At 73.0% G+C, this 24,905-nt stretch carries 20 protein-coding genes and 1 other RNA gene; 4 read left to right on the top strand and 17 right to left on the bottom strand.

From position 1 onward, the window contains the following. Nucleotides 1–231: 231 nt before the first annotated feature. The 4 genes from AB0D53_RS17125 to AB0D53_RS17110 form a co-directional block, all read right to left on the bottom strand. Nucleotides 232–2,628 (bottom strand): UvrD-helicase domain-containing protein, encoded by a 2,397-nt coding sequence (locus tag AB0D53_RS17125; RefSeq protein ID WP_362446617.1) that lies wholly within the window; start codon nucleotides 2,626–2,628, stop codon nucleotides 232–234. A 104-nt stretch (nucleotides 2,629–2,732) separates the two neighbouring features. Then, nucleotides 2,733–3,662 carry a zf-HC2 domain-containing protein gene (locus AB0D53_RS17120; RefSeq protein WP_362446614.1) on the bottom strand — a complete coding sequence of 310 codons (930 nt, stop codon included), beginning with the start codon at nucleotides 3,660–3,662 and terminating at the stop codon, nucleotides 2,733–2,735. Then, entirely contained in the window at nucleotides 3,659–4,288 is a 630-nt protein-coding gene (locus AB0D53_RS17115; RefSeq protein ID WP_362447071.1) for a sigma-70 family RNA polymerase sigma factor, read from the bottom strand. The genes AB0D53_RS17120 and AB0D53_RS17115 overlap by 4 nt, the downstream gene beginning before the upstream one ends. 79 nt (nucleotides 4,289–4,367) lie before the next feature. Then, nucleotides 4,368–4,997, bottom strand: a complete 630-nt coding sequence (locus tag AB0D53_RS17110) for a CGNR zinc finger domain-containing protein (RefSeq protein ID WP_362446611.1) — start codon at nucleotides 4,995–4,997, stop codon at nucleotides 4,368–4,370. 119 nt (nucleotides 4,998–5,116) lie between these two features. On the opposite strand from AB0D53_RS17110, the gene AB0D53_RS17105 reads away from it, so the two are divergent. Next, nucleotides 5,117–5,710 (top strand): GNAT family N-acetyltransferase, encoded by a 594-nt coding sequence (locus AB0D53_RS17105; RefSeq protein WP_362446608.1) that lies wholly within the window; start codon nucleotides 5,117–5,119, stop codon nucleotides 5,708–5,710. Between the two features lie 167 nt (nucleotides 5,711–5,877). On the opposite strand, the gene AB0D53_RS17100 is transcribed toward AB0D53_RS17105, so the two are convergent. The 4 genes from AB0D53_RS17100 to AB0D53_RS17085 form a co-directional block, all read right to left on the bottom strand. After that, on the bottom strand, nucleotides 5,878–6,441 hold the full coding sequence (locus AB0D53_RS17100; protein WP_362446605.1) for a GNAT family protein: 564 nt from the start codon (nucleotides 6,439–6,441) through the stop codon (nucleotides 5,878–5,880). A 52-nt stretch (nucleotides 6,442–6,493) separates the two neighbouring features. Further along, nucleotides 6,494–6,874: a DUF4259 domain-containing protein gene (locus AB0D53_RS17095; RefSeq protein WP_362446602.1), complete on the bottom strand. Its 381-nt coding sequence runs from the start codon at nucleotides 6,872–6,874 to the stop codon at nucleotides 6,494–6,496. Nucleotides 6,875–6,963: 89 nt separating this feature from the next. Then, the gene (locus tag AB0D53_RS17090; RefSeq protein WP_362447068.1) at nucleotides 6,964–8,112 is read right to left on the bottom strand and encodes a uroporphyrinogen-III synthase; all 1,149 of its coding nucleotides are present in this window, start codon (nucleotides 8,110–8,112) and stop codon (nucleotides 6,964–6,966) included. Nucleotides 8,113–8,328: 216 nt separating this feature from the next. Beyond that, a complete protein-coding gene (locus tag AB0D53_RS17085) occupies nucleotides 8,329–9,339 on the bottom strand; it encodes a LysR family transcriptional regulator (RefSeq protein ID WP_362446599.1) in 1,011 nt (336 codons plus the stop codon). 82 nt (nucleotides 9,340–9,421) lie between these two features. Here AB0D53_RS17085 and AB0D53_RS17080 point away from each other — a divergent pair, with 82 nt between their 5' ends. Beyond that, nucleotides 9,422–10,681 carry an MFS transporter gene (locus tag AB0D53_RS17080; protein ID WP_362446595.1) on the top strand — a complete coding sequence of 420 codons (1,260 nt, stop codon included), beginning with the start codon at nucleotides 9,422–9,424 and terminating at the stop codon, nucleotides 10,679–10,681. 60 nt (nucleotides 10,682–10,741) lie between these two features. Here the strand turns inward: AB0D53_RS17080 and ssrA are convergent. The 5 genes from ssrA to ftsE form a co-directional block, all read right to left on the bottom strand. Further along, nucleotides 10,742–11,111, bottom strand: a transfer-messenger RNA (tmRNA) gene (gene ssrA / locus AB0D53_RS17075). A 109-nt stretch (nucleotides 11,112–11,220) separates the two neighbouring features. Further along, nucleotides 11,221–11,709 carry an SsrA-binding protein SmpB gene (gene smpB / locus AB0D53_RS17070; protein ID WP_072484162.1) on the bottom strand — a complete coding sequence of 163 codons (489 nt, stop codon included), beginning with the start codon at nucleotides 11,707–11,709 and terminating at the stop codon, nucleotides 11,221–11,223. 18 nt (nucleotides 11,710–11,727) lie between these two features. Beyond that, entirely contained in the window at nucleotides 11,728–12,942 is a 1,215-nt protein-coding gene (locus tag AB0D53_RS17065) for a S41 family peptidase (RefSeq protein WP_362446592.1), read from the bottom strand. A 67-nt stretch (nucleotides 12,943–13,009) separates the two neighbouring features. After that, nucleotides 13,010–13,927: a permease-like cell division protein FtsX gene (ftsX, locus tag AB0D53_RS17060; protein WP_362446589.1), complete on the bottom strand. Its 918-nt coding sequence runs from the start codon at nucleotides 13,925–13,927 to the stop codon at nucleotides 13,010–13,012. Between the two features lie 23 nt (nucleotides 13,928–13,950). Then, nucleotides 13,951–14,640, bottom strand: a complete 690-nt coding sequence (gene ftsE, locus AB0D53_RS17055; protein ID WP_093540601.1) for a cell division ATP-binding protein FtsE — start codon at nucleotides 14,638–14,640, stop codon at nucleotides 13,951–13,953. Nucleotides 14,641–14,909: 269 nt separating this feature from the next. Here ftsE and AB0D53_RS17050 point away from each other — a divergent pair, with 269 nt between their 5' ends. Further along, nucleotides 14,910–15,110: a hypothetical protein gene (locus AB0D53_RS17050; protein WP_072484166.1), complete on the top strand. Its 201-nt coding sequence runs from the start codon at nucleotides 14,910–14,912 to the stop codon at nucleotides 15,108–15,110. 136 nt (nucleotides 15,111–15,246) lie between these two features. On the opposite strand, the gene AB0D53_RS17045 is transcribed toward AB0D53_RS17050, so the two are convergent. The 4 genes from AB0D53_RS17045 to AB0D53_RS17030 all read right to left on the bottom strand — a co-directional run bounded on the left by AB0D53_RS17045 (nucleotide 15,247) and on the right by AB0D53_RS17030 (nucleotide 20,889). Continuing rightward, entirely contained in the window at nucleotides 15,247–16,152 is a 906-nt protein-coding gene (locus AB0D53_RS17045) for an LPXTG cell wall anchor domain-containing protein (protein ID WP_362446585.1), read from the bottom strand. Nucleotides 16,153–16,535: 383 nt separating this feature from the next. Beyond that, nucleotides 16,536–17,642 (bottom strand): peptide chain release factor 2, encoded by a 1,107-nt coding sequence (gene prfB / locus AB0D53_RS17040; RefSeq protein WP_124723230.1) that lies wholly within the window; start codon nucleotides 17,640–17,642, stop codon nucleotides 16,536–16,538. A 162-nt stretch (nucleotides 17,643–17,804) separates the two neighbouring features. Continuing rightward, on the bottom strand, nucleotides 17,805–19,043 hold the full coding sequence (locus tag AB0D53_RS17035; protein WP_362446581.1) for a serine/threonine-protein kinase: 1,239 nt from the start codon (nucleotides 19,041–19,043) through the stop codon (nucleotides 17,805–17,807). 181 nt (nucleotides 19,044–19,224) lie between these two features. Next, entirely contained in the window at nucleotides 19,225–20,889 is a 1,665-nt protein-coding gene (locus tag AB0D53_RS17030) for a serine/threonine-protein kinase (protein WP_362446578.1), read from the bottom strand. 498 nt (nucleotides 20,890–21,387) lie between these two features. Between AB0D53_RS17030 and AB0D53_RS17025 the strand changes: the two genes are divergently transcribed. Further along, on the top strand, nucleotides 21,388–24,897 hold the full coding sequence (locus tag AB0D53_RS17025; RefSeq protein WP_362446575.1) for an FHA domain-containing protein: 3,510 nt from the start codon (nucleotides 21,388–21,390) through the stop codon (nucleotides 24,895–24,897). Nucleotides 24,898–24,905 lie beyond the last annotated feature (8 nt).

Genomic DNA, 24,905 nt, shown 5'->3' with positions numbered 1-24,905 from the left:
CGCCACCTGGAGGTGACACGGGTCTGTCTCTGGGTCGAACGGCACCGACCCGCCATGCTCGCCTCGCGGCAAGTGGTCGCTCGTAGCGACGAAGGTTGGGCCCGGGGGCTTGGATCGAGCCGGTGCCGACACCAGGCTAACAAAGACCCCGAAGAAGTGATTCCCCACAGCACAGGTTGACCCGGAAATCAGTCCGCCCCGCGGTCCCCACCGCTTCCGCCCGGCCCCGCCTCAGTCCCTCAGCAGGTCCGGAACACCGTCCTCGTCGGGCAGGTCCCGCTCCCCCGAGACCACCGTGAGCTGCTGCGTCGCACGCGTCAACGCCACGTACAGCACCCGCAGCCCGGCCGGGGACTCGTCGGCGATCTCCGCGGGCGAGACGACCACCGTGGCGTCGTACTCCAGGCCCTTCGCCTCCAGGCTGCCCAGCGCCACCACCCGCTCGCCGAGCTCCGCGAGCCAGGCGCGGGCCTGCGCCCGGCGGTTCATCGCGACGACCACACCCACGGTGCCGTCGACCTCGGCGAGCAGCCGCCGCGCCTCCTCGCGCACCGAGGCGGCCAGGTCGCCGTCCCGTACGGTCTCGAAGCGCGGCTTCACCCCCGTGGAGCGGACCGCGGACGGTGACTCCATTCCGGGCATCGCCAGCGCCAGGACCTTGGAGGCCAGCTCGGCGATCTCCGCCGGGTTGCGGTAGTTGACCGTGAGGGTGAAGCGGCGGCGCGGGCGGTTGCCGAGCGCCTCGTCGCGCGCGCGGGCGGCCTCGTCCGGATCGGACCAGGAGGACTGCGCCGGGTCCCCGACGATCGTCCAGGTGGCGTGCCTGCCCCGGCGGCCGACCATCCGCCACTGCATGGGCGTGAGGTCCTGCGCCTCGTCGACGATGACATGCGCGTACTCCGTACGCTCCGCCGCCAGCCGTTCGGCGCGTTCGCGCTGGGTCTCCTCGCGCTGCGGCATCAGCTCCTCCAGACCGGTGAGCTGGTCCAGCGGGTCGAGCTCGCGCTTCTTCTTCGGCCGGTGCGGTGTGCCGAGCAGCGTCTGGAGCTCGTCGAGAACGGCCACGTCGTGCACGGACAGCGGCCCGTTCCCCTCGCGGTCGAGCCGCTTCAGGGAGCGGGCGAGGCGGCGCACCTCGCCCTGGTTGAGGACCCGGCGGGCCCAGCGGCCGAGCCGCTTCTCGTCGGCCATCGCGGCGAGCACCCCGCGCGGGGTGAGCTCGGGCCACCAGGCGTTCAGGAAGTCGAGGAAGACCGTCTCGGTGGAGACGTCCTCGTCGAAGGAGGAGCGCAGTTCGGCGGCGAGTTCGGGGTCGGTGTAGCGGCCCCGGCCCGAGGACTTGTTCCACAGGGCGTCCAGGAGCATCCTGCGGGCGCGCGGGCGCAGCAGGTTGACCGGGGCGGTGCCGCCGAGGACGGACTGCCGGATGCGGTGCAGTTCGTCGGCGTTCAGCTCGACGCGGGCGCCGAACGCGACGACCCGCAGCCGGGTCGGGGTGGCCGGGGCTCCGTCCGCTCCCCCGGCTCCGTCCGCTTCGTCGCCGAAGGACAGCTGGCCGTCCCGGTCCGCCGCCCTGCGAGGGGTACCGGGCTGTTCCAGCGCACCGCGGGAGGCCTTGCGCAGTACCTGGAGCATCCGCGAGGAGCCCTTGATCCGGGCGACGGCGGGTTCGTCGTAGGTGGTGGCGCCCTCGACACCGGCCGCCTCGTCGGAGAGCGAGCCGACGGCGCGGATCGCGACCTGCCCCTCCTCGCCCAGCGAGGGCAGCACCCCCTCGGTGTACGCGACCAGGAGCGGGGTCGGCGAGACGACGAGGATGCCGCCCGCGTAACGCCGGCGGTCCTGGTAGAGGAGGTACGCGGCACGGTGCAGGGCGACGGCCGTCTTGCCGGTGCCGGGGCCGCCGGAGACCTCGGTGACGGAGGCGGCGGGGGCCCGGATCACCAGGTCCTGTTCGGCCTGGATGGAGGAGACGATGTCCCGCATGGTGTGACTGCGGGCCTGGCCGAGCGCCGCCATCAGGGCGCCGTCGCCGATGACGGGCAGCTTGTCGCCGCCCAGGTACGCGGTCAGCTCGGGGCGCATCAGGTCGTCCTCGACGCCGAGGACCCGGCGGCCCTTGGAGCGGATGACCCGGCGGCGTACGACCCTGCCGGGTTCCTTCGGCGTCGACCGGTAGAACGGCGCGGCGGCCGGGGCGCGCCAGTCGATGACCAGCGGCGCGTAGTCGGAGTCCAGGACCCCGATCCGGCCGATGTGCAGCGTCTCCGCGATATCGGCCGTCAGGTCCTCGCGTACGGCGTCGTCGGCGGGTTCGACGGAGGTGTAGGCGCCGTCCGGACCGCGTTCGCCGTCCTTGCCGAGCAGCAGATCGATCCGTCCGAAGAGGAAGTCCTCGAACTCGCTGTTCAGCCGGTTGAGGTGGATTCCGGCCCGGAACACCTGGGCGTCACGCTCGGCGAGCGCTCCAGGGGTCCCGACCTGGCCGCGCTTGACGGCGTCATTCATGAGAAATTCCGCCTCGTGGATCTTCTCCTCAAGGCGGTGGTACACACGGTCGAGATGTTCCTGCTCGACACCGATTTCCCGGTCCCGCAACGAATCGACAGCGGCATCCTGCGCGGCCACCGAGGCCCCCTTCTGACGTGCATTGGGCAGCCGTCAACCTTATGCGAAGGGGGACCCGCCGCGCACCCGCCGCGCGTATCGAAATGGTCCGCCGCCGGTCTCGGTCAGGCATCCACCTCGACCAGCCGCCCGCCGTCGGACGTACGCACCTCGAAGTGGTCGATGTCGCCCCGGTCCATGGCCGTGCCGCCCTGGACCCGGAGAGGGCGGCGCGCACCCGGGTACGGGGAGTCCGCGACGCCGTATCCCCCCTGCGGTACGGACCAGGAGGTGACGACTTCCTCCTCGCCGGTCCTCGACACCGCGACCAGGGTGCATTTCCGCGGGCCCGTGACGTTCCTGAGCTCCAGCACGGTGCTGGTGCCCCAGGGTTTTCCCGCCATGCCGATCGTGGCGTCGACCCCGGTGAGGGGGTCGGTGGCCCGCACCTCTTCGGGCATGCGGTCGGGGAGGGCGTCCTCGGCGGAGCCGGTGGGGTACGGGCCGGCCGCCCGCGTGGACGGGCCGTCGTCGCCGCTCGCCAGGACGGCGAACACCGGGCCGCCGATGATCAGCGCCACCGCCGCCGCCACCAGATATCCGGCCCGGCGCCTGCGCCGGGCCCGCCCGGCCGCCACCTCGCCGACCAGCCGCTCCAGCACGCGGGGGCCGGGCTGGCCCGGTACGTGCGGGACGAGGCGGGCGGCGGGCACGGCGGCCGGGGGCTCGGCGAGCGCCGCGAGCAGGGGTTCCAGGCCGGCCAGCTCGTCGAGCCGGTCGGCGCACGGCTCGCACCCGGCCAGGTGCGCCTCGAAGCCGGAGGTCTCGGCCTCGTCGAGAACCCCGAGGAGGTACGCACCCGCGGCGTCGTGCCCGGAGGGGTCGTCGGCGCGGCGGTGGTGGTGGGGACCGCGGGGACGACGGGGCTCGCCGGGGCTGCGGGGGCGGTCAGGGGCGCCGAGGCCGAAGGGGCTGAAGGGGTCGGAGGGGGCTGCGGGGACGGAGGGGCCGGTCGGCCGGAGGCCGAAGGGCTCCCAGTCGTGGTCGTCGTTCATGCCGTGATCCCCCTTTCCTCCAGTGCGAGTTTCATCGAACGCAGTGCGTAGAAGACCCGGGACCGCACCGTCCCGCTCGGTATGCCCAGCACATCGGCCGCCTCACCGACCGTGCGGCCCTTGAAGTACGTCTCGACCAGGGCTTCCCGGTGCGCGGGAGTCAGTTCGTCGAGCGCGTCGGAGAGCGTCATCAGCCAGAGCGCCCGGTCCATCTCGTCCTCCGCGGGCATGGCCTCCAGCGGCGACGGATCGACCTCGGGCGGCCGGGCCCGCCGGCTGCGGTGGCCGTCGATGACGATGCGCCGGGCGACCGTGACCAGCCAGGGTCGGACCGATCCGGTGGCGCCGCCCAGCCGCGCGGCGTTCTTCCAGGCGCGGATGAGGGTCTCCTGCACCACGTCCTCGGCGCGCTGGCGGTCGCCGGCGACCAGGCGGAGCACGTACGCGAACAGCGGCCCGGCGTGTTCGCGGTAGAGCGCGCGCATCAGCTCCTCGTCCGGGGCACCGGAAGGCTCCGGCGGGGGTTCCGGGGGTGCGGGCGCCCCCGCCGACGGGGGCGGCCCGCCGCGATGCCGAGCCCTGCGCGGACGGTCGTCGGCCACGGCCGCATCCTTGCGCACCCGCACCTCCCGGTCGGCCCTGTGGAGCTCCTCGGTCATCGAATACGCGGGCGGGCCGCGATCCGTTCAAACCGGCCGGGATTCTTTACGCCGGGCTCGCGTCCGGGACCGCGTCGGCACCGGCGCCCGACACGGCCGCGACCCGGCGCCGGTGCCTGGCCACCCGCTCGCGGTTCCCGCACACCTCGCTGGAGCACCAGCGCCGCCGGTGTCCGCGTGAGGTGTCCAGGTAGAAGCGGCGGCAGTTGTCGGCCTCGCAGCGGCGGAGTCCGGCGCGCGCCACGGGATCGGTGAGCAGTTCCACGGCGTCGCGGGCGACGGCGGCCAGCAGTTCCCCGCACTCGGGATCGGCGCTCAGCGCCCGCACCAGCTTGCCGCCCCTGCCGCGCACGGCCCGCAGCCCCGGTGGCGCCCCGGCGGCGAGCTCGTTGACCCGGTCCAGGGCGCTCCCGGCCCCGCCGCCGCCGAGCTCGGCCGTCAGCAGCCGGTCGACACCACTGCGCAGCTGCCGGAAGCGCGCCACCCAGGTCTCGTCCACGGCGTCGAGCCGGGTGCCGCCCGGTACGAGTCCGGTGGCGACCAGCCAGTCGGCGAGCCGTTCGGCACCGTCGAGCAGTTCACATGCGCCGGTGGTCCCGATCCCCGTCGCCACCAGGTCGAGGCAGGGCCGACCGGAGTCGAACCGCCAGTCGCACGAACTCCTATCGATCGCCATGCACATGTCACCGCCTCGGATCGCCGGTGGGTCTCCCCCAGGGTGCCCCTCACGGGCCCGGCCCGGAACCCCTGCCGCCCCACGGGTCGTCGCGCACGGCGGAGCCGTACGGTGTCCGGATGAACGACGATGCCGTCACCACCACCCTCTCGGCCGGCCCGCTGCTGCTCCGGCCCTGGCTGGCCGAGGACCTCCCGGCACTGATCGAGGCGTACCGCGACCCCGGGATGCGCACCATGCTGCGGTCGCAGGTCACGGACGAGGCGGAGGCGGAGCGGTGGCTGCGGGTGCGTCAGGAGGGCCGGGAGTCCGGCCGTTACGTCAGCTTCGCGGTGGTGGACCGCGATCGCGGGGGTGAACTGGTCGGCAACGTGGCGCTGAAGTACCCCGCACCGGGCTCCGGGAACGCGGAGGTCGGCTACTGGACCGCGGCGCCCGCCCGCGGCCGCGGGGTCGCGGTCCTGGCCCTCGGGGCGCTCGGCGACTGGGCGTTCGAGGCGTTCGCCGGGGACGGGCTGACGCGGCTGGAGCTGCTGCACCGGATGGACAACGAGGCGTCCTGCCGGGTCGCGGAGAAGAGCGGATACGGCTTCGTGGAGGTGGTTCCGGCACGGCCGCCGTGGCCGCTGGACGGGCACCGGCATGTGCGGCTGCGCACCGGGGATGTGCCACGTACCCGGGATGCGCCGCGCACCCGGTATCTCCGCCCGTAGCCGTCCGTACCCGGGATGTGCCGCGCACCCGACGGGATGTGCCGCGTAACCCGGGACGCGCCCCGCACCGGGATGCGCCGCGTACCCGGGAAGTGCTGCACCCCGTACCCGGGATGCGCCGCGTACCCGGTATCTCCGCCCGTAGCCGTCCGTCCCCGGCCGGTCGCTCAGCCCGTGGGCGGGCCGTCGTGCAGGATCCGCTGGAACAGCCGGTGGTCGCGCCACTCGCCGTTGATGTGGAGGTAGCGCGGGGCCGTCCCGTACTGCTCGAAGCCGCACTTGGCGAGCACCCGCTGCGAGGCGAGGTTGTCCGTCACCGTCCCCGCCTCGACCCGGTGCAGCCCCAGCCCGTCCCTGGCCACCTCACAGATCCGCCGCACGGCGGCCGTGGCCAGGCCGCGGCCCACGTACTCGACGTCGACCCAGTAGCCGAGCGTGGCACTGCGGAACGGCCCGAGCACGATGGCGTTCAGGTTGAACCCGCCGATCGCGCGGTCCTCCTCGTCGGCCAGCACCCAGGGCATCACCCGCCCCGCGTCGCGGTCCGCGAGCAGCCCGGCCAGCCGCTCCCGCTGCCCCTGCTCGGTGTAGAAGAAGTCGGGCCGCACCGGCTCCCAGGGCTGCATGTACGCGCGACTGCGGGTCAGTGCGACGGCGAGCGCGGCGGCGTCGGCCGGGGTGACGGGGCGGAGCCGTACCTCCGCGTCGAGGCGGTGGATGTCTCGGGTCATCCGGGCACGCTATCCCGGCGCCGGTCCGGCCCCCGCACCTGCCCGCTCCCCCTCACCGCTCCTCGTTCCGCTCCTTCGCCAGGGCCACCAGCCGGTCGAAGGTGCGGATCAGCTCGGCGCGTCTGTCCTCCTTGTACCCCTGCGCGGGCTCCAGGCCGTCGATGGTCCGCTCCCACACGTCCATGAACGTCTTCTTCCAGCCCTCGGCCACCGCCGGCTCCGGCACCCTCGCGCCGACGTGGTGCTGCTCCGCCATCAGGCAGAGCAGCTCGACGTTGCACGGCACGGTGACGCCGTCGTACTCGTCGGGCTCCAGGCCGACCGGGTCGCCGGCCATCGCCTCCTCGATCTCCGAGACGAGCCGTCCCGTGACGTCCGACAGATGGTCCGCGGCCGTGTCGCTGTCGAAATTCCCACTGCCCCAGGTACCCATGGGACCCCCTTCGCCGGTCTTCCCCTGCCTCCCCCGTTCTACCAAGGGACACTGACAACGGGACGGCGGCAGCGGGGCCGACGGCGGGCTCAGCGCAGGTCCCCGCCGTCCTCCGCCGGGTCCAGCGCCAGCCGGTAGCCGCGCTTGACGACTGTCTGGATGAGGCCGGGCGCGCCCAGTGCCGTGCGCAGTCTCGCCATGGCCGTCTCCACCGCGTGCTCGTCGGTGCCGCCGCCGGGCAGTGCGCGCAGCAGATCGGCGCGGGCCACCACCCAGCCCGGCCGGCGGGCCAGGGCGTGCAGCAGCGCCATTCCGGCGGGCTGCACGGGGCGCGGCTCGCCGTCGACGAGCACGGCGTGCCCCCGGATCTGGACCCGGCGTCCGGCGACCGGCAACGCGGGTGCCCTGGCGGGGAGTTCCTGGCACAGCAGCTGGACGAGCGGCGCGATCCGGAAGCGTTCCGGCTGGACGGTGCCGATGCCGCGGGCCCGCAGCGGCTGGGCGGTGACCGGTCCGACGCAGGCCACGAGGACGTCGTCGCGCAGCGCGCCCAGGAGTTCCGGGAGCAGCCCGCGCCTCTCGGCCCGGCCGAGCAGCGAGGCGGCGGCCGGGGCGCTGGTGAAGGTGAGCGCGTCCAGACCGCGGGCCAGGGTGGTGTCGAGCAGCCGGTCGAGCGGGGCGATGTCCTCGGGTCCCGTCCAGCGGTAGACGGGTACGGGGAGGACCTCGGCGCCCGCGGCACGCAGCGGCTCGATGAAGCCGGGGAGGGGCTCGCCGTGCAGCTGGAGGGCGATGCGGCGGCCCGTCACGCCTTCGGCCAGGAGCCGGTCCAGCACCTCGGCCATGGACTCGGAGGCGGCCGACCAGCTCTCGGTCAGCCCGGCGGCCCGGACGGCGCCCTTGGCCTTGGGGCCGCGGACCAGCAGTTCGGCGCCGCGCAGGGCCGCCGGCAGCCGGTCGCCGAGGCCCCAGCCCGCGGCGGCCTCGATCCAGCCGCGGAAGCCGACGGCGGTGGTGACGACGACCGTGTCGGGGACGGAACCGATGATCTCCCGGGTGGCGGCGAGGAGTTCGCCGTCGTCGGCGAGCGGCACGATCCGCAGGGCGGGCGCGCGCAGGACCGTGGCACCCCGTCGTTCGAGCAGCGCGCCGAACTCCTCCGCGCGCCGTGCGGCGGTCACCCCGACGGTGAATCCGGCGAGGGGCCCGTGCTGTTCGTCCTCGTGCGTGTCGCGCATATGGTCTTCCCGGCTCTCGTACCGCTGCTGCCCGATGATGCCGAGGAGCGAGCCTGCCAAGGGTGCGTGACAGGGCTGGTTCACCCGTATTTCCCGCCCGTTACGTCACCCGACACCGGACGGCCACGCTGCGGCCCCGGCACCGCTGAGCGGCGGCTCCCCGGCATGTGCCCGGCGGGACCCGCTCCGGCGGGAAGGTATACGCACGGTGCACGGTCAGCCGGACTCCAGCATCAGCGCCGCGTCCGGATCGGGAAGCCAGCCGTCGCCCGGACGCACCATCCAGCCCTCCTCCGCACCCAGTTGGTCCGCGGCCGCGCGCAGGGCGTCCAGGCCGGGGTGGCGCAGCCCCTTGCGCCAGACCAGCAGGAGCGGCGAGAGCGGCACGGGCCGCACCAGCGGACGCACCACGGTGCCCGGAATCGGAGGGAAGTCGACCACGGCGAGCACTGGGTTCCGGTCCTTGGCCATGACCCGCTGGAATTCGGCCACGCCAATCGCGAGCGGGACGGGCGGCGCCAGTTCGATGCCCCGCCCGGCGAAGAGCAGCCGGGCGAAGTCCGTCCACTCCTTCGTGCGCGGGTTCCCGTTGCCCGCGTAGACGGTCTCCCCGGCCAGGTCGTCGAGCGCGACGGCCTCGCACGCGGCGAGCGGGTGGTCCTCGGGGAGCAGCACGGCCATCGGCTCGTACCGCACCGGATGTATGCCGAGCCGTGCCCGTACCGCGGGACCGAGTCCGGCGGCGCGGCCGAAGGAGACATCGAGCCGCCCGGCGAGGATCTCGTCCGCCGCCCAGGTCAGGCCGCTCTCGAAGCGCGCCATGAGCTCGCAGGCCGGGGCCAGCTCGCGGGCGCGGGCGAGCACCCGGGCGGCCGCCATGCCGTCGGTGTTGAGGTCGACGAAGAGCGGCCGGGCCGCGGGGTCGGCGAAGGCCGCGGCGAGCTCGGCGTGCGTGTCGAGCACCCGTCGCGCGTACGGCAGCAGCCGCTCGCCGTCGGCGGTGAGGCCGACCTGCCGGGTGGTCCGTACGAACAGCTCCGCGCCCAGCTCGCGCTCCAGCCGGCGGATGTCGCGGCTCAGTGCCTGCTGGGCGATGTAGAGCCGGGCGGCGGCGCGGGTGAAGTGCAGTTCCTCGGCGACCGCGACGAAGGCGCGGAGCAGCCGGGGGTCGGTGTGGGTGTCGGCGGTGTGTGTCTGGGTGCCGGGACCGGCAGCGGAGGAGGCCACACCAGAATTTACAACACAGGTGCGTCAATCGGTACGGAGTAGGTGTTGGACCCCGGACACCGTGCGCCCCGACGCTTGATCCATGCCGTACGAGAGAGCCCCCGCCGACCGTCCCATGCTCGCCGTCTCCGGTGACCTGCTGGTCATCGCCCCACGCACCGCGCCCGCCCGGCGGGCGTCCACCAACCCGTACCGCAGACTGCTCGCCACCCCTGGCGCCCGCGCCTTCACCGCGGGCAACCTCCTGGCCAGGCTGCCCATGGGGATGTTCAGCGTCAGCGCGGTCATCATGATCGCCGGCTCGCGCGGCTCGTACGCCCTGGCCGGGGCCGTCACCGCGACCGGCCTCGCCGCCACGGCGGTGGTCGCCCCCTGGACGGCCCGGCTCGTCGACCGGTACGGACAGGCCAGGATCGCGGTGCCCGCCACCGCGATCGCCGCGCTCGGCTCACTGGCCCTGCTGCTCTGCGTGCACTACGGGACCCCGTCCTGGACCCTCTTCGCCTCCTACGCCGCCACCGCCACCACCCCCAACACGGGCGGGATGTCCCGGGCCCGCTGGGCCCATCTGCACCGGGGCGACCCGGCCGCCCTGCACACCGCGAACTCCTTCGAACAGGCCGCGGACGAACTCTGTTTCATGCTCGGCCCGGCCCTCGCCGCACTGCTGTGCGCGGCACTCTTCCCGGAGGCCGGAACGCTCGTCGGGGCGGTCCTGCTGATGACCGGCGTACTGATCTTCGCCGCCCAGCGCGCCACCGAACCCCCCGTGGCACCCCGCACCCACACGGGCACCCCCCTGCGCACCCCGGGCATGCCGGCACTGCTCGCCGCCTTCCTCGCCACCGGCGCGGTCTTCGGCGCGATGGAGGTCGTCACGATCGCCCACGCCGGGGGCGCGATCCTGGCACTCCAGGCGGCCGGCTCGTGCGTGGCCGGACTGCTGTACGGATCGCTGCGCCCGGCCGCGGACATCCGGCGCCGGCTGCTGATCTGCCTGGCCGGGATGACGACACTGATGTCCCTGCCGCTGCTCGCCGCCGCCTCGACCGACTCCCTGCTCGCCCTCGCCGGCGCACTCCTGCTGGCCGGCGCGGCGACGGCCCCGACCATGGTGACCGGGATGACCCTGGTGCAACGCCTGACCCCGGAGAGCCAGTTGAACGAGGGCATGACGCTGGCCGTGACGGCACTGCTGGGCGGCATCGCGGCGGGTTCGGCGACCGGCGGCTGGCTGGTGGAGCACACCGGGCAGGTGACGGGCTACGCCGCACCGGTCTGCGCGGCGGCACTGGCACTGACCGTCGCGACCATCGGGGTCCGGGCGCCCCGGGACCGTTGACGGGCACAAGAACGAGGACCCCGCTGCCGGTGGGCAACGGGGTCCTCGTTCACATGGGAATTGTGGAGATGGCGGGAATCGAACCCGCGTCCAACGGTGCAGAATCAGGGCTTCTCCGTGTGCAGTTCGCTGCGATTTTCTCAGCCCCGGAGATCACGCGAACAAGTCTCCGACGGGCTCAGTCACTGTTTGATTTCCTTCCAGGCCCCGTGACCGGGTCTAGAAGTTTAGATCCCTTGATGATGCCAGGATCCGGGTCGGGATCACCCCCGGGCTGACACTTCGCAAGTCGCTACTTAGGCAGCGAGGGCGAAGGAATCGCGCTTGGTGTTGGCGATTATTGGTTGCGACATATGGTTTACGAGATCATTGCCGCTTCCTCGACACGCTTCCCCTGCTTCGACATCCGCTGTCGAAACCGATCATCCCCATGTTGTTTTTTCAAATGCGCGCACCCGCTGTGGAGTGCAGTGCCATCGTACGTGACCAACGCGCGACGATGCCAGCCTATTCCCGGCGGCGCCGGGCCGGACCCGGTCCTACGCGCTCCGCTGGCGCCTGCGCGCCGCCGAGATCGCGCGGTTGGTCTCCCTCGTGTCCTGCTTCTCGCGGAGGGTCTGGCGCTTGTCGTACTCCTTCTTGCCCTTGGCGAGCGCGATCTCGACCTTGACCCGGCCGTCCTTGAAGTAGAGCGCGAGCGGCACGATCGTGTGGCCCGTCTCGCCCGACTTCGACTCCAGCTTGTCGATCTCGGCCCGGTGCATCAGCAGCTTGCGCTTCCGCTTGGCCGAGTGGTTGGTCCAGGTCCCCTGCACGTACTCGGGCACATGGATGTTGTGCAGCCATGCCTCGCCGCCGTCGATCTGGACGAAGCCGTCCACCAGGGAGGCCCGGCCCAGCCGGAGCGACTTGACCTCGGTGCCCATGAGTACGAGGCCGCACTCGTAGGTGTCGAGGATGTGGTAGTCGTGCCGCGCCTTCTTGTTCTGCGCGATGAGCTTGCGCCCTGTGTCCTTTTCCTTAGCCATAGTGCGGCCATTTTCGCACTACGACCCACCCCCGAGGCCACTCAATACTGTCTCGGCCCGCTGCTCGGCCCCGGAGCCGACCGTGAGGTCCGGGGTGATGCCCCGGCCGTCGACCCCCCTGCCCGCCGGGGTGCGGTAGTGGCCGACGGTCAGCTCCGCCACCGAGCCGCCCGGGAGCTTGCTGGGCATCTGGACCGAACCCTTGCCGAAGGTCCGCGAGCCGACGGTGACGGCGCGGCCCCGGTCCTGGAGGGCGCCGGTGAGGAGCTCGGCGGCGCTCATCGTGCCGCCGTCGACCAGGACGACGAGGGGGCGGTCGGTGTCGCCGCCCGGCTGTGCGTACAGGGCGCGCTGCTCGCCGTGGACGTCGTACGTGGCGACCAGGCCGCCGTCCAGGAAGGCGGAGGCGGCGGTGACGGCCTCGGTGACCAGTCCGCCGGAGTTGCCACGGAGGTCGAGGAGCACACCGGCGTCCGACGGGGCGGCCCGGACCGCGTCACGGACCTTGGTGCCCGAGCCCCTGGTGAACGAGTCGACCTCGATCAGCACGGCCCCGGAGGAGTCCGAGGGGCCGGAAGGGGTGGAGGAGCCGGTACGGGGGTGGTCGATACGCCGCACGGTCACGGCCTCGGTGCTCAGTCTGGCCCGGCGCAGCGTCTCGGTCCGCAGGCCGGTGCCGCGCTCGGTCCCCAGGACGACCGTGGTGCCCGCGGCGGCCTCCGTACGGTCTCCGCGCAGCAGGGCGACGACCTCCGCGACGGGGCGTCCGTCGACCCGGTGGCCGTCGACGGTACGGATCAGGTCGCCGGGCTCGATGCCGGCCCGGTCGGCGGGGCTGCCGGGCTGGACCCGGGCCACCTGGACCTGCCCGTCGGCGGAGCGTTTCGCGGAGATCCCGACGCCGGTGTACGAGCCGTCCAGGGCCTGCTCGAACTCCTCGTACTGCCGCTCGTCGTACACGGCGCCCCAGCGGTCGCCGCTGCGGCTGACGACCTCCTTGGCCGCCTCCTTGCCGGACTTGCCGTCGGCCACGGCGCGGGCGGCGGCGGCGGTCACCTCGTCGCGGTCGACGGTGGAGGCCACGGAACGGGTCGCGAACTCCTCGGACTTCGCGCTGCCGCGCGGCAGCGAACCGGTGACCGCCCCGGTGGCCAGCACACCCGCGAAAACCAATGTCAGGGCCGCCCCGCGGCGCACGCCGCGGGGCCCGAAACACTGCGTGGGGCCCGACATGTCGCCGAGTCTAGGACAACACCCCCTGGGCGCACGGCCGGTTGGCCGCGCGCCCAGGGGGCGCATGTCACACCTTGAGGTACTTGCGGAGCGCGAAGAGCGCGGCAACGGCGGGCATCAGCAGACCGATTGCCAGGACCAGGGGCAGCTTGGTGAAGACCGCGTCCCAGCCGATGAAGTCGATCAGATTCAGCTTGCTCTGGAGTTCCAGTCCGCCGTCGATCAGGAAGTACCGGCCGGCCAGCAGCATCACGCAGGCCAGGACACCGCCGATGAGACCGGCGAACGCGGCCTCCATGATGAACGGCATCTGGATGTAGAAGCCGGAGGCGCCGACGAGCCGCATGATGCCCGTCTCGCGCCGCCGGCTGAACGCGGACACCCGGACGGTGTTCACGATCAGCATCAGCGCGATGATCAGCATCAGCGCCATCACGAAGAGGGCGGCCACGTTCATGCCGTTCATCAGCTGGAAGAGGTTGTCCAGGATGCTTCTCTGGTCCTGGACGGACTGCACCCCGTCACGGCCGGCGAAGGCGGTGGCGACGACCTTGTACTTCTTCGGGTCGTGGAGCTTGACCCGGAACGACTCCTGCATCTGGTCCGGCGTGATGTTGCTCGCCATGGGCGAGTCGCCGAACTGGTCCTGGTAGTGCTTGTACGCCTGGTCCGCGGACTCGTACGTGACCGTGTCGACGACGTCCATCTTGTGGAGGTCGCCCTCGATCTCCTTCTTCTGCTCCGCGGTGACAGCGCCCTTGGCGCACTTGGGCGTCGAGGTCACATCGCTCTTGCTGCACAGGAAGATCGAGACGTTGACCTTGTCGTACCAGTAGTCCTTCATCGTGCTGACCTGCTCGCGCATGAGCAGCGCGCCGCCGAACAGGGCGAGCGAGAGGGCGACGGAGACGACGACGGCGAAGGTCATCGTGAGGTTGCGACGGAGGCCGACGCCGATCTCCGACAGGACGAACTGGGCGCGCATGGCGTCCTTTCAGTGCTCGGTGCTCAGTGCTGGTAGCCGTAGACGCCGCGGGCCTGGTCGCGTACGAGACGGCCCTGCTCCAGCTCGATGACGCGCTTGCGCATCTGGTCGACGATGTTCTGGTCGTGGGTCGCCATGATCACGGTGGTGCCGGTCCGGTTGATCCGGTCCAGCAGCTTCATGATGCCGACGGAGGTCTGCGGGTCGAGGTTGCCGGTCGGCTCGTCCGCGATCAGCAGCATGGGACGGTTCACGAACGCCCGCGCGATCGCCACGCGCTGCTGCTCACCACCGGAGAGCTCGCCGGGCCTCCGGTCCTCCTTGCCGCCGAGGCCGACCAGGTCGAGGACCTGGGGCACCGCCTTGCGGATCTCGCCGCGCGGCTTGCCGATGACCTCCTGCGCGAACGCCACGTTCTCCGCGACGGTCTTGTTGGGGAGGAGTCTGAAGTCCTGGAACACCGTGCCCAGCTGGCGGCGCATGTGCGGCACCTTCCAGTTGGACAGGCGCGCGAGGTCCTTGCCCAGGACGTGGACCGCGCCCTGACTTGCGCGCTCCTCACGGAGGATGAGCCGCATGAAGGTGGACTTGCCGGAGCCGGACGAGCCCACCAGGAAGACGAACTCGCCCTTCTCGATATCGAGGGACACATCCCGTAGAGCGGGGCGGCTCTGCTTCGGGTAGGTCTTGGAGACGTTGTCGAATCGGATCACGGATGCACCACGGTCGGCCGGGAGTAGGTGTGCGTGACCATACGCGAACCGGACTGACGCGTGCAGGCGCGCGTCCGAGGATGGGCGATTTATGGCGGAACGGTACCGGCCGGAAGCGGGGCCGAAGTGCGACGGAACGGGTGATGTCCGGCGGGCCGCGCCGAAATCCGCGCGAGCTGGCACAGTGGTAGGGGGAACGGTTGCGTTTCCATGAGCGTTGTGCGGAGAGAAAGCGTATGCGGCTCCGCCGCGCGGGAGGAGGAAAGCGCATGACCTATGACCGATTGGTGTGCGCGAACTGCGCGGCGCCCGTCAACGAGGGCCGCTGCCCCGTGTGCCGGGCCAGCCGTGCGCGGCTGCAGCAGGAACAGGAGCAGGGAATGTTCGCCGGGCTGAACCCGGCGATGCTGGTGGCCCTGCTGGTGGTGCTGCTGGGCGCGCTGGCACTGCTGGCGCACCAGACCGTGTAGCCGCCCGCCCCGTCTGCCGGCCCGCAGGCGCCGGTACGTGTACGCGGAGGGGCCCGGGATGCCGATCGGCGTCCCGGGCCCCTCTGTGCGTATCTGTGTATCCGTGTGGCTGTGCAGCCGTTACCGCGGGTGACCGTTAGGCGACCGTACGGCCGTTCACGAGGCGCGGCAGCATCCGGAAGCCGATGCCTCCGGCGATCATCGTCGCGGCGCCGACCAGCAGGAACGTGGTCTCGGCGGCACCGGTCTCGGCGAGCTCGTCCTTGCCCTTGCCCTGCTCGACCGGCTGGTTGCCGACGGAGTCGGGGGTGGTGTTGTCCGCGCACTTCGCGCCGTCGAGGTCGACGGTGCAGGTGCCGGCGTCGTCGCCGCCGCCGGTCACGGAGCCGGTGGTACCGCCGGTGCCGGTGGTGCCGCCGTTGTCCGTGCCGCCGTTGCCGGAGGTGCCGGAGGAGCTGTTGCCGCCGTTGCCGTTGCCACCGTTGTTGCCGGTGCCGCCGGACTGGTGGCCACCGTTGCCGTTGCCACCGTTGTTGCCGTTGCCACCGTTGTTGCCGTTACCGCCGGTCTCGTTACCACCGGTCTCATTGCCGCCGGTCTCGTTACCACCGGTCTCGTTACCGCCGGTCTCGTTACCACCGGTCTCATTGCCGCCGGTCTCGTTACCACCGGTCTCATTGCCGCCGGTCTCATTGCCGCCGGTCTCGTTACCGCCGGTCTCATTGCCGCCGGTCTCGTTACCACCGGTCTCATTGCCGCCGGTCTCGTTACCACCGGTCTCGTTACCACCGGTCTCGTTACCACCGGTCTCATTGCCGCCGGTCTCATTGCCGCCGGTCTCGTTGCAGCGCGGGTCGATCGGGCTGCACTCGCCGTCGCCGTCGCCGTTGTCAGCCCCGACCTCGGCCTTGGCCGACAGCCCGGCGACGTTGACATCGACGCCGACGGCCGAAGCCACACCGGCGGCGGTGAGCGAGGCGCCCGCGGCGATGACCGCGCCCGCAGCGATCCGCGCGACGCGGACTCGCGTCTTCTTCGTCATGTGCTGCTACCCCCAGTAGCTGTTCTCGTCAGTGGAGCAGCCATATGCGGGCCCCGGCTCTCCGGAGTTCGCTCCGAACGGCGCCACACAGAGCCGTGGTCATGCCGCCCGCCCCCGTTCACACCCGTCCCAGACATACGCATGCTGCCCTAGCACCCTGTCCACAGTTAAGGACTACGTCAAGGCCGTTCCGTGCAATATGAACTGGTTTGTTTGCAGTTGACCTTCATTCGGAATCACGACTGTGACGCACTCGCCACAGCATCCGCGCAACCAGGAGCCCCAACTCCCCTCCGGCGGCGGCCTCCTGACGGCTCCGGCCAAAACGGCGGTGCCGGAGACCCCATGGGGTTTCCGGCACCGCCGTGAACGCTTGTTCCCGCCTACTTCTCCCGCTGCTTGCGCCAGCGGATGCCCGCCTCCAGGAAGCCGTCGATCTCGCCGTTGAAGACCGCTTCCGGGTTGCCCATCTCGAACTCCGTACGCAGGTCCTTGACCATCTGGTACGGGTGCAGGACGTACGAGCGCATCTGGTTGCCCCAGGAGTTGCCTCCGTCGCCCTTGAGCGCGTCCATCTTGGCCTGCTCCTCCTGGCGGCGGCGCTCAAGGAGCTTCGCCTGGAGGACGTTCATCGCGGATGCCTTGTTCTGGATCTGCGAGCGCTCGTTCTGGCAGGAGACGACGATGCCGGTCGGGAGGTGGGTCAGGCGGACCGCGGAGTCCGTGGTGTTGACACCCTGACCGCCGGGGCCGGAGGAGCGGTACACGTCCACGCGCAGCTCGGACTCGTCGATCTCGATGTGGTCGGTCTGCTCGACCACCGGCAGCACCTCGACGCCCGCGAAGGACGTCTGGCGGCGGCCCTGGTTGTCGAAGGGCGAGATCCGGACGAGCCGGTGGGTGCCCTGCTCGACGGAGAGCGTGCCGTAGGCGTACGGCACCTGGACGGCGAAGGTGGTCGACTTGATGCCGGCCTCTTCCGCGTACGACGTCTCGTAGACCTCGGTCTTGTAGCCGTGCCGCTCGGCCCAGCGGATGTACATGCGCTGGAGCTTCTCGGCGAAGTCGGCGGCGTCCACGCCACCGGCCTCGGCGCGGATGTTGACCAGGGCCTCGCGGGAGTCGTACTCGCCGGACAGGAGAGTACGGACCTCCATCTCGTCCAGCGCCTTGCGGACGGACTCCAGCTCGGACTCCGCCTCGGCCAGGGCATCGGCGTCGCCCTCGTCCTGGGCGAGCTCGAAGAGGACTTCGAGATCGTCGATCCGGCCGCGGAGCGCCTCGGTCTTGCGGACCTCGGCCTGGAGGTGCGAAAGCTTGCTGGTGATCTTCTGCGCTGCCTCGGGGTCGTCCCAGAGGGAAGGCGCGGCCGCCTGCTCCTCGAGCGCGGCGATGTCCGCCCTCAGCGCATCCAGGTCCAGGACGGCCTCGATCGACCCCATGGTCGAGGAGAGGGACTTCAGCTCTTCGGAAATATCGACGACTGCCACGGGTCCAGCGTAACGGCTGTCGGCACGGACGTTCCTCGGGCCGTCCGATCACGCCCCGGCGAACCGGGGCGCCGGGGCCTCGCGGGCCCTGCGGGAACAGGGGCTCCGGGGGTGTCCGGGCCGCCCGGGGAGCGCCGGGGCCGCCCTTTGCGGGGCCTCGGGTCAGGGCGTCGCGGGCGCCGAGTTCTCCGTGTCCTGCGCGGGTGCGCCCTCGTCGTCGCCGCCCAGCGCCAGCGCGCCGCCCACACCCAGCGCCGCCACCAGCACCAGAGCGGCGGCGCCCAGGGCGAGGCGGCGCTTGCGGACGGCGGCGGACTTGTTGCGGGCCGAACCGGGGCGGGGCGTGCCCGGGGAGCGGGGGGCCCTGGCGGTGCCCCGGGGGCCGCCGGAGAGTTCGTCGGGGGCCGGGACGCGCATGCTGGTGTGGGTGTCGCGGTTGGAGTCGGCGGACGAGCCGGGGACCAGCGGGACCGCGCCGCGGCGGCGGGGTTCCTCGGGGGCGGGGGTGTACTGCTGCTCGTCGTACGTCTGGGGTTCCGGCTCGGTGTCCGGCTCGTCCACGTCGAGCGGCGGGATGCCGGCCAGCTGCGGGAGCTGCTCGCGCAGCCGGGCCGCGAGCTCGGAGGCGCGCAGCCGGGAGGCGGGGCCCTTGGCCAGGCACTGGACCAGTAGCTGCCAGAGCTCGTCGGGGATGCCGGGGAGCGGTACGACCGTCTCCGTGACGTGGCGGCGCAGGACGGCGCCGGGGTGTCCGCCGCCGAAGGGCGTGAAGCCGGCGAGGAGTTCGTACAGGACCGTGGCGAGGGCGTAGATGTCGACGGCGGCGCGCGGCGGCAGCCCCTCGACTATCTCCGGGGCCAGGTAGTCCGGCGTGCCGATGATCTTGGTGGCCTTGGTGCGGCGCGGGGTGTCGATCAGCTTGGCCACACCGAAGTCGGTGAGCAACGCCGGGTGCGAGCCGCCGGGGCCGAGCGGGCCCTCCATGTCGAGCAGGATGTTCTCCGGCTTGACGTCGCGGTGGACCACTCCGGCGGCGTGTGCGGCGGCGAGGCCGTCGGCGACGTCCGCGATGATCGCCACGGCGGCCTCGGGGGCGAGACGGCGTTCGCGGTCGAGGCGGGTGCGCAGGTCGGTGCCGCGCACCAGGTCCATGACCAGTGCCAGGTCGTTGCCGTCCACCACGAGGTCGCGGACCGCGACGATGTGGGGATGGTCGAGACCCAGCAGGGCGGTGCGCTCCTGGACGAAGCGGCCGACGAGTTCCTGGTCGGACGCCAGGTCCTCGCGGAGCAGCTTGATGGCCACCGGGCCCTCGGGCCCCTCGCCGAGCCAGACCGTGCCGGCGCTGCCGCGCCCCAGAATCTGGTGTGCGGTGTACCGGCTGCCGATATTCCGTGCCAAGACTGCTCCCTCAGCGGCTGGCGATGGACCGTCGCTCATGACCCCCGGTCGACAAAGTTACGCGTCGGCCGGGGGGTTGAGTGCCCGGGATGGTGCCAACCTTCACTTCCGCGGGCGATATGCGGTGGAAACTGGCCCGCGGAAGTCGATATAGCTACAGAGTTGATGGTGTTGCGGCCACTCAGGGGCCGGTGCTTCCGCTGTCGCTGCCGCCCAGTTTCGAGATCCAGTCGCCGACGGTGGAGACCGTGTCGCTGATCGCCTGCCAGTAGCTCTTGCCCTGGCCGATCCAGTCCTGCAACGGGGTCAGTTCCCAGATCAGCCAGCTCGCGACGAACAGCAGCACCAGGGTGAACAGACAGCCCTTGAGGCAGCCGAGGCCGGGGATCCTCATCGGGTTGGCGCTGCGCTGCCTCGGCTCGCGGGGCTGACGCGGGGCCGGCTGGGGCGCCACCGGCTGCTGCGGGGGCGCGTACTGCTGAGGCTGGGGCCGCTGTTGGGGCTGGTACTGCTGCTGGCGGCGCTGGGGGTACTGCTGTTGCTGCGGCTGCTGGTACTGCTGTTGCTGCTGGTACTGCTGCGGCGGCGGCTGACGCCGCTGCTGCGCCTGTGGCTGCTGGGGCTGGGCGCGCTGGGGGCGGCGGCGCAGCGGGTCCTGGTCCGGGTCGAGGTACTGGACCTGGGTCGGCTCGTTGCGGTCGCGGGCCGCCTGGAGCTGGGACTGCCAGGGGTGCGGCCCGTCGGGCTGCGGAGGGCCGTCGGGACGCGGCGGCACGGGCGGCAGGACCGAGGTCGGGTCGGCGTGCCCGGCGGGGCCCTGGCCGGGGGCCTGCTGCATGACGCTGGTGGCGGCGTTCGGGTCGTACGAGCCGGCGTTGCTCGGCAGCACCTGTGTCGGGTCCGCCGCGGCGGGGGTCCCGGGAACGGCCGCGGGCGCCGGATCGGGCGCGAGCAGGGCGCCCACACCGTCGGCCGCGGCGATCTGGGCGGAACTGGCGTGCACGCCGATCCCGTCCGCGACGACGCGCAGGCCGCGGGCCAGGTTCTCGGCGCTGGGCCGCCGGTCGGGGTCCTTGCTCAGGCAGCGCTCTATCACCGTCCACAGCGGGGCCGGGACGGTGCTGGGGCGGCGGGGCTCCTCGCTGAGGTGCCGGTGCAGCACTTCGAGCGCGGTGGCGCCGGCGAACGGTGGGCGGCCGGTGACCAGCTCGTACAGCAGGATGCCCGCGCCGTAGATGTCGACGGCGGAGGTCTGCGGACGGCCCTCGGCGGACTCGGGCGCCACATAGGCGGGCGTGCCGACGAACTCGTGGGTGCGGGTGAGGCCCGGGGAGTCGGCCAGGCGCGCGATGCCGAAGTCGGTGAGCATCGGGTGCATCCGGCCGTCGCGCTCGTCGAGCAGGACATTGGCGGGCTTCAGGTCGCGGTGGACGACGCCGTCGGCGTGGCTGGCGGCGAGCGCGTCGGCGATCTGCGCGGTGAGCAGTGCGGCGGCGACCGGGGTGAGCGGGCCGTTCTCACGGAGGTAGCGGTGCAGGTCGGGGCCGTCGACCAGGTCCATGACGAGGGCGAGGAGGTCGCCCTCGACGACCAGGTCGCGGGTGCGCACGATGTTCTCGTGGGTGAGCCGGAGCAGCACCGAGCGCTCGCGCAGGAACCGCATCACGACATCCGCGTCGTTGGCGAGCTCCTCCTTCAGGACCTTGATCGCCACGGTCTCGCCGGGCTCGCCGGCGACGGCCGCCTCGGCGCCCGCGGTCTCCCGCTGGCGGGCACGCCAGACGGTGCCCGTGGCGCCGCGTCCCAGCGGCTCCTCCAGGAGGTACTTGCTGCCTACCGGCCGCACGTCATGCGCTCCCTGCAGATCGTGGTGATTGCGGTGCTCCCGGATCCGCCCGGGAGTTTCCGGCCCACTCTAGTGGGGTGACCGGCGGGGCCGGGCGGCTCCGTCCGGTTGCTTTCGTCGCCCTGTCCGCCGTTGGCCGGATGCCGCCCCGAAGGCGGTGGCCGGTTGCGGAACAAGACGCTCACATCGGGCCAATGGTTGCCGTACACATGTGCGACACACCGCTTCGGACACTCTTCCGGAACCGTTCCGTCCTCGCGGACGAGGTTCCAAGCAGGCATTTATGGGCGCACAGCCGACGTTTCATGATCACTTAGCGGTGACCCCCGGGCGTGTTGTCAGTCGCAGGTGCGAGGATGCCTCCAGCACGGACTGTGGGGTCGGGAGCCCCGCGGCACGTGACGAACCTGTACCGGACGACGCGTCCGTGTCGGGTGGGGGGAATCACAGGGCGTTTCCCCTGCCCGGCGCCCCGCGCAGAAGGGACCGCTGACGGCGATGCAGATCCGGCTGACCGTCCTCGCGCCGCGCAGCGGCCAGACCCCGGCGCGCGCGTGCGACGTGCTGGTCACCGCCCCGCCAGGGACGGCGCTCGCCACCGTGGCGTCCAACCTGGCCGCGGCCGTCCTGGGGCCCGACGGCTCGCTCGGCAGCGGTGCGGTGGTGCTGTTCGCCGGGCGTGAGCGGCTCGACGCCCAGCGGTGCGCGCTGGGCGAGCCTCCGCTGGTGGACGGCGCGGTGCTCTCGCTCCAGGTCCCGGGCGAGGACGAGGCGGTGGACGACGCCGTCCCGGCCCGTCTGCACGTGGTCGCGGGGCCGGACGCGGGCGGGGTCCATCTGCTGCACGGCGGGCAGATCCGGATCGGCCGCTCCGCCGACGCGGACGTCCCGCTCGACGACCCCGATGTGTCCCGGCTGCACTGCGCGGTGACGGTCTCCCCGGACGGCCTGGTCTCGGTGGCGGACCTCGGCTCCACCAACGGCACCCTGCTCGACGGCACGGAGGTCCGTGACCGCCCGGTCCGGCTGAAGCCCGGTGCGCTGCTGCGGCTCGGCGAGTCCACGCTCCGGCTGACCTCCGGCGCACCCGCGCCGGCGCTGGCCACGGCACCGGACGGCGAGGGTCATCTGCGGGTGTCCGGCACGGCGGGCACCCTGGGTGCCGACGACGGCTCGGGGCACGGTTACGCCGCGCCCGCCTCCCCCGCGCCCGCCTCGCAGGAGGACCCCGGCGCCGGTCACGCGTATTACGGGGGCGAGGGCGACGGGCGGGCCGACGGGCACCGGCCGTCCGCCCCCGGTCACCCCGCCCCCGTCCCGGACGACGGGGCGCCCCGGCGGGGCGGGATAGGCGCCTGGGCCCGCAGACTCACGGGCAACCGGGGCGAACCCGTGCACGAGGCCGCGCCCGACGGGGCGTGGGCCGCCGGGCCGCCGTTCCCGGCCACCCCTTCGGCGGCGTCGGGGTCCGCCGAGCGGAGCGCCTGGCCCGACCCGGCGGCCGTGCTGCTGACCGCGCTCGGCCCGGGCCCCCGGCTGTGGGAGCGCGGCACCGCCCACCCCGAGGCGCTCGTGGTGCGCCTGGGGACGACCGACCGGGCCGAGCTGCCCGCGGTGCCGGTGACGGTGGGGCTGCGGGAGGCCGGTTCGCTCGGGCTCGCCGGGCCGCGGACCCGGCTGGCCGGGCTCGCCCGTTCGACGGTGGCGCAGCTCGCCGCGCTGCACTCCCCCGCCGATCTGGAGATCGTGCTGATCAGCACGGACCGCGCCCGTGGCGCGGACGAGCGCAGACGCGAGTGGGCCTGGCTCGGCTGGCTGCCCCATCTGCGGCCGACGCACGGCCAGGACTGCCGGCTGCTTCTCGCGTACGACCGCGAACAGGCCACCGCCCGGGTCACGGAGCTGCTGCGCCGGCTGGACGAGGGTCCGCTCGGGCCCGGCTGGGCGAGCCTGGACCGGAGCACGGTCGCCGAGGCCGCGGAGCGGTACACGGGCCCGTACACCGTGGTGATCGTCGACGGCGATCCCGGCTCGGCGGCGCTGCGCGAGAACACCGCCCGGCTGGCCGCCGCCGGTGCCGCGGCCGGCATCCATCTGATCTGTCTGGCCGAGACCCCGGCCGCGACGCCCACCTCGCCGGTCGCGGCCACGTACGAAGCCGCCTGCCACGCCTCGATCGCGTTCCGCGAGTGCGGGGCGGTGGCGATGCTCAGCGGCGATGTGGCGACGGCCCTGCGGCTGCTGCGGACGGCGGACGGCCGGGCCGCGGGCCGCGGCACGGTCGCCGCGGTGGACGCGGTGTCGGCGCACTGGGCCGAGCGGTTCGGCCGGGCGCTGGCCCCCTTGCGTACGGAGGGCTCCTCCACGGCCCACGGCCGGTCGGCGTCGGCCTCGCTCCCGGCGACCGCCCGGCTGCTGGACGAGCTGGGCCTGGCCCGTGCCACGCCGGCCTCCCTGATGGCCCGCTGGGCCTCCACCGCCGACGACCAGCCGGGCGCCACGGTGCGCGGCTCGGGCCGCTGGACGGGCGGACCGGCGGGCGGTGGCGCGGGCGACGGCGCCGATACGGAGAGCCGCGGTTCGGGGCGTACGGAGTACCCGCGCGGCGCGGGCCCCCGCGTGGGCGCCCAGCGCGTGGGGGGTTCGGCGGGCCCGGACGGCTACGTCCCCGGCTCGGGCCGCACCCCGTACCCCGGCAGCGAGAACGCCACCCACATCGGCACCCCGGTCCGCCCCCTCGCCCCCGGCGACGACGGCCACGGCACCCCCGCCCCGGGCCGCACCCCGTACCCCGACTCCGGCCGCACCCCGTACCCCGGTGGATCCGGGCGCGGCTCGAACCGGGTCAGCGGGCCGCGCGACGACGCGCCCCGGGTCGCCGCGCGAGGTGCCGAGAGCGCCGCCCCGGCCGGACGCACCGCCGCCGGGGCGACCGCGGAGGCGGCTGCCGAGCCGGGTACCGGCACGTCCGCGGCCGTCGGGCGGCCCGTGGTGGTGCTCGGGGCCGGGCCCCGGGGCGCGGTCAGCGTGGATCTGGCGGAGGAGGGCCCCCACCTCCTCATCGAGGGACCGGCCGGCAGCGGGCGCACGGAGCTGCTGCGGGCCGTCGCCGCCTCGCTCGCCGCGGCCGCCCGGCCCGACCTGCTGGGCATCCTGCTGGTCGACGGCGCGGGCAGCGACCGCGGCGAGGGCCTCGGCCCCTGTACCGAACTGCCGCACGCGTTCACACACCTGGTGGCCTCCGATCCGGTGCGGATGCGGGAGTTCGCCCAGGCGCTGGGCGGCGAGCTGAAGCGCCGGGCCGAGCTGCTCGGCACGTACGACTTCACCGAGTGGCACCACCGGCACGAGGTGGCGCGGCGGATGGTCGGCCAGCGCCCGTCGGCCACCGCGGAACAGCGCGGTGACGTGGACTCCCCGATGAGCGGGACGCTCCGGCTGCGCCCCGCCGCCCGCTCCTCGGAGCCCGGGCCCTCCCCGCTGCCCCGGCTCGTCGTCCTGGTCGACGACTTCGACGCGCTGGTCGCCCCGGCGCTCGGCAGTCCCGGCCGTCCCGCCGCGGGTTCGGTGGTGCGGGCCCTGGAGGCCGTGGCCCGGGAGGGCGGCCGGCTGGGTGTCCACCTGGTCGCCGCGTCCGCCCGCCCGGACCGTACGGAGGACACGGACCTGGCGCACGGGGCCCGGCTGCGCATCGTGCTGGACGCGCCGGTGGTCCAGCCGTCCCCGGAGGACCCGGCGCCCGGACGGGGCAGGCTCGGGCATCCGGACGGGCGGGTGACCCCGTTCCAGGGCGGCCGGGTGACCGGGCGCATCCCGCGTACCGCCACGCTGCGGCCCACCGTCGTACCGCTGGAGTGGGAGCGGATGGGCGATCCGCCGACCCGGCGCCCGGTCCGCGAGCTGGGCAACGGACCGACCGACCTGGCCCTGCTGGCCAGTGCGCTGGAGTGGGCGGCCCGGTCGGTGAACGCCGAGCCGATAGCCCCGTTCGGGCCGGTCCACTCCTGAGGGAAACC

Source organism: Streptomyces sp. NPDC048295, assembly GCF_040652135.1.
GTDB lineage: Bacteria > Actinomycetota > Actinomycetes > Streptomycetales > Streptomycetaceae > Streptomyces.
This window is presented reverse-complemented; position numbering and strand designations above follow the sequence as displayed.

Coding starts and splice junctions, on each gene's coding strand:
- AB0D53_RS17090 (WP_362447068.1), bottom strand. CDS start 8,112: ATGCGCGACACGCACGAGGACGAACAGCACGGGCCCCTCGCCGGATTC.
- AB0D53_RS17065 (WP_362446592.1), bottom strand. CDS start 12,942: ATGTCGGGCCCCACGCAGTGTTTCGGGCCCCGCGGCGTGCGCCGCGGG.
- AB0D53_RS17100 (WP_362446605.1), bottom strand. CDS start 6,441: ATGACCCGAGACATCCACCGCCTCGACGCGGAGGTACGGCTCCGCCCC.
- AB0D53_RS17110 (WP_362446611.1), bottom strand. CDS start 4,997: ATGGCGATCGATAGGAGTTCGTGCGACTGGCGGTTCGACTCCGGTCGG.
- smpB (WP_072484162.1), bottom strand. CDS start 11,709: ATGGCTAAGGAAAAGGACACAGGGCGCAAGCTCATCGCGCAGAACAAG.
- AB0D53_RS17105 (WP_362446608.1), top strand. CDS start 5,117: ATGAACGACGATGCCGTCACCACCACCCTCTCGGCCGGCCCGCTGCTG.
- AB0D53_RS17120 (WP_362446614.1), bottom strand. CDS start 3,662: ATGAACGACGACCACGACTGGGAGCCCTTCGGCCTCCGGCCGACCGGC.
- AB0D53_RS17025 (WP_362446575.1), top strand. CDS start 21,388: ATGCAGATCCGGCTGACCGTCCTCGCGCCGCGCAGCGGCCAGACCCCG.
- AB0D53_RS17045 (WP_362446585.1), bottom strand. CDS start 16,152: ATGACGAAGAAGACGCGAGTCCGCGTCGCGCGGATCGCTGCGGGCGCG.
- ftsX (WP_362446589.1), bottom strand. CDS start 13,927: ATGCGCGCCCAGTTCGTCCTGTCGGAGATCGGCGTCGGCCTCCGTCGC.
- AB0D53_RS17095 (WP_362446602.1), bottom strand. CDS start 6,874: ATGGGTACCTGGGGCAGTGGGAATTTCGACAGCGACACGGCCGCGGAC.
- AB0D53_RS17080 (WP_362446595.1), top strand. CDS start 9,422: ATGCCGTACGAGAGAGCCCCCGCCGACCGTCCCATGCTCGCCGTCTCC.
- AB0D53_RS17050 (WP_072484166.1), top strand. CDS start 14,910: ATGACCTATGACCGATTGGTGTGCGCGAACTGCGCGGCGCCCGTCAAC.